The following is a 3,916-nucleotide window of genomic DNA, read 5'->3' as shown; positions in this document are numbered from 1 at the left end:
CCTATTCCACCGACCGCAACACCCGCGTCAGCGGTGGCGATGTCGAGGAGAAGGCGCACGAATCGGCGGGCGTGTTCGGCGATTTCCTGAGGCTCGTACAGATCGGCGTTCGCGTCGAATGCGATCTTCACGCTGCCGTCGGCGGACCGGTCGTAGACATTGACCGAGAGGTCGTTGAACGGCATGCCGCTCGAGAGGTTGTGGACCGTGACGCCGGAATTCCCGAAGCGGAGGTCGTAGTCGAAGGACATGACATTGACCGTCGGGCCGAAGAGCGGCTCGTCGGAGGCCAGTTGGAGGTCTCGGCGGATGTCCTCGTACCGGTAGCGCTGGTGGCGCAGCGCCTTGCGGATCCGGTCGGATGTGTGGGAGATGAAATCCGCGATTTCCGCGCCGGGGGAGACCGTCATGCGAACGGGGAGAACGTTCGCGGTCATTCCGGGAATGCGCCGGGCGGCGCTGCCCGTCCGGCCCAGTACCGGAAGACCCAGGACGACGTCCTGTGCACCGGTCATCGCGCTGATGTAGGCGGCGGTGCCGGCGACCAGAAGGCCGGACAGGGTGGTGCGGTACTTCCGGGCGGCCTGGCGCAGCAGGGCGGCCTCGTCCGGTCCGACACCCTCCAGGTGGCGGTGGACCGTGCCGCTCGCCTCGGCCGCGCGGCGACCGCTGAGCCCGGTGACCTCGGGGCGGTCGGCGAGTTCCCGCAGCCAGTAGTCGCGGTCCGCCGTGAAGTCGCTCGAAGTGCGGTACTCGTCGTCGGCGGCGAGCAGGACGTCGATGGACTCCCATGCCCGTTCCCCGACCGGGTCACCGGCGAGCAGCGCGTTGTACAGCGCGGCCGTACGGCTTGCGAGGAGCGGTCCGCCGAATCCGTCGACGACGATGTGGTGGGCTCGCTGGTACCAGAAGAAGCGATTTCCGGGAACGAGGAAGAGGGCCTGGGTGAAGAATCGTTCACCCGTGAGCGGAGTCGGCTTCCGCATGTCGTCCCACATCCATGATTCCGCAGCGGCGCGGGCATCCGGGTGGGCGGTCAGGTCGACAATGTGTAGGGGCCAGTCGTCGGATACGGCGAAATGCTGCCGCACGTCGTCGTCCTCTCCGACGAAACGTGCGTGCAGGGCTTCGGCCTCGGTGTATGCGTGCCGCAGGGCGATCTCGAAGAGCCTGATGTCCAGGTCGCCGTCGATCTCGAGATACTCGCCGACGTTGTAGGCGGTGCTCTGCGGGTCGAGCTGCTGGGCGAACCAGATCCCGAGCTGCCCCGACATCAAATTCCTCAGGCCGCTGTGAGACTGAGTCATTGCATACACCCTTCGCAAGGCTAGTGACTATGAGGTCATCGCCCGCTCGACCCATCCGTGACGCTGGAAAGTGAATCAGTTGCGGCGTGAACCAAAGACGTATGAGTGGTGAAGAGAGCGCAGCCGAGGGTGCTCGCACCGTGCATCGGGGAAATGCGGCGCAGGACGGCACGGCACGGTTTTCCGCCGCGGGGCTCGGCCCCTTGACCAGTGGACCGGTCGATCAAGGGGCCGGACGGCACTACCTCGGTGGGACGGTCCCGGACGGAATGCGCGGGGAATGGGCACGGGCCGCTTCGGCGGAAGACCGCTGACGGCCGTGGGACAAGGCGGTTCCCAGGACGGCTGCCCGAGTCGGCCGGAACGCGCCGGCGATCGCCTGTGATGGGCCCGATCCTCGCCTCGGGCGGAGCGAACGTGGCCTGCTCGGCCGCGAAAATGACACAAATGGACGGCAAAAACCGGCACATGCCCCCCATCCGCGCTTTCCGCGGCGGACCCGAGCCTGACCGTCCCCTTCAGAAGCCCACATCGGCTTCTCCCCCTAGCCCCCGTCGGTGAGCTCCCCCCTGGAAGCTCGCCCCTAATTGCTCAGCCTGCTGTTTCGGATTCCAGCTTCAGGCTGTTGGGCCGCATGTCGTCCCAGTTCTCCTCGATGTAGTCCACGCACGCCTGGCGGGAGGTCTCCTCAAGGGCGATCCGCCAGCCGTCCGGCACCTGGACGAACGAGGGCCACAGCGAGTGCTGACCCTCGTCATTCACGAGCACGAAAAAGCGGCCATCAGGGTCGTCGAACGGATTGCTCATTCCTCAACTCCTTTGAACGGCATGTAATGGGCATCTTGCAAAGATGCGAACGCACGTTGTCAAGGACGAGGCAGCCCCGCCCCCGAGGGGTGCTGTGATCACTCCGACTCGGGACGCTACCTCATCTTCCGCTGCGATGTTGATGACGGGTCCGCCACAGTGCAAACCAACCACAGCAGGGAGGATGGGTTAAAAACGGGCATCATGCCATAAATGATTCCCTTGCTGTCGGGGCGTGGCTGATATAGGCTCAGGCAAAGTTAGATGATCTTCGTAGTTCGCGGCCGCGTGATTGACCGGCGGGCGGCGCTGAAGATTCGGGGGCGGGTGCATGAGGCTGTATTCGGCCTGTTCGCGGGGCGCGAATCGGGGCCGATCCTCCAGCAGCGGTAGTGACATTTTCCTCCGCGGGGCAGGCACCTAGCCCGCCGCCACTCTTGCGGGCCCCGGCCGGGTCCGGAGAACTTCTCTCCATGTGAAATATGGAAGGTTTCCCCAATGGTTAGTGACCTGGAAGACATCCTCCCTTTGTCGCCGTTGCAGGCGGGACTCCTGTTCCACGCCGTGTATGACGAGCAGGGGCCGGATGTGTACAACGTCCAGGTCGCTTTCGAGTTGGTGGGCCCCTGGGACACCTCGGCCCTGCGCGCCGCCGCCCGCACCCTGCTGGCGCGGCACGCGAACCTGCGGGCCGGCTTCCTCCACGAGGGGCTGGAGCAGCCCGTTCAGGTCGTACCCAAGGCGGTGGAGCTGCCGTGGACCGAGGTGGACCTGCGGGACCGCGCCGCGGACGCGCGTGAGGCCGAGGTCGCCCGGCTGCTGGCGGAGGACCGGGTGCGCCGGTTCGACCTGTCGCAGCCGCCCCTGATGCGGTTCACGCTGATCCGCCTGGAGGAGCAGCGCTTCCGGTTCGTCCTCACCAACCATCACATCCTGCTGGACGGCTGGTCGATGCCGCTCGTCACGCGGGAGCTCCTGACGCTCTACACGCACAACGGCGACGACGCCACGCTGCCGCGGGTGACCCCCTACCGGGACCATCTGGCCTGGCTGTCGCGCCAGGACCGGCCCACGGCGCTCGAGGCCTGGCGGTCCTCCCTGGCGGGACTGGAGGAGCCGACGCGGATCGCGCCGACGGGACCGGGCCGCGACGCGGTGCTGCCGGAGCGGGTCACGGTCGACCTGTCCGAGGAACTGACCTCCGCGCTCCAGGAGTTCGCGCGCGGTCGCAGCCTGACGATGAACACCGTGGCGCAGGTCGCGTGGGGCCTGCTGCTGAGCCGGGTGACCGGCCGCGAGGACGTGGTGTTCGGCGCGACGGTCTCCGGCCGTCCGCCGGAGCTCCCCGGAATCGAGTCGATGGTCGGGCTGTTCATCAACACCCTGCCGGTGCGGATGAAGATCGACCCGTCCGAGACCCTGGCCGGCCTCCTCACGCGCTTCCAGGAGGAGCAGACGCGGCTCATCGAGCACCAGTACATCGGCCTCGGTGAGATCCAACGACTCGCCGGTCTGGGCGAGTTGTTCGACACGGTCATGGTGTTCGAGAACTACCCCTTCGACGCCGGCGCGCTCCAGACCATGCCCTCGGGCCTGCAGGTCGCCGCGGTCCAGGGCCGCGACGCCACGCACTACCCCCTGGCCCTCGGCGTCATCCCCGGGAAGGCGCTGCACCTGCGCCTGGACTACCGGCCCGACCTCTTCGACGAGGCCACCGTCGAGGAGTTCGCGCAGCGGCTGGTACGGCTGCTGGAGGCCATCGCCACGGATGCCGCTGCCGGCGTCGTGGTGGGTGGTGTGGA

3 protein-coding genes are annotated in these 3,916 nt (G+C 67.1%); 1 reads left to right on the top strand and 2 read right to left on the bottom strand.

The annotated features are described in order from the left end of the window. Positions 1-1,274: condensation domain-containing protein (locus AB0G59_RS28955; protein ID WP_360917709.1), on the bottom strand; the 1,274-nt coding region annotated here is incomplete at its 3' end. Between the two features lie 624 nt (positions 1,275-1,898). Further along, positions 1,899-2,114 carry an MbtH family protein gene (locus tag AB0G59_RS28950; protein WP_360917706.1) on the bottom strand — a complete coding sequence of 72 codons (216 nt, stop codon included), beginning with the start codon at positions 2,112-2,114 and terminating at the stop codon, positions 1,899-1,901. Positions 2,115-2,678: 564 nt separating this feature from the next. On the opposite strand from AB0G59_RS28950, the gene AB0G59_RS28945 reads away from it, so the two are divergent. Next, a partial coding sequence (locus AB0G59_RS28945; protein WP_360917703.1) for a condensation domain-containing protein occupies positions 2,679-3,916 on the top strand: 1,238 nt, incomplete at its 3' end.

The organism is Streptomyces sp. NPDC021096 (genome assembly GCF_040641275.1).
Taxonomy (GTDB): domain Bacteria; phylum Actinomycetota; class Actinomycetes; order Streptomycetales; family Streptomycetaceae; genus Streptomyces.
This window is presented reverse-complemented; position numbering and strand designations above follow the sequence as displayed.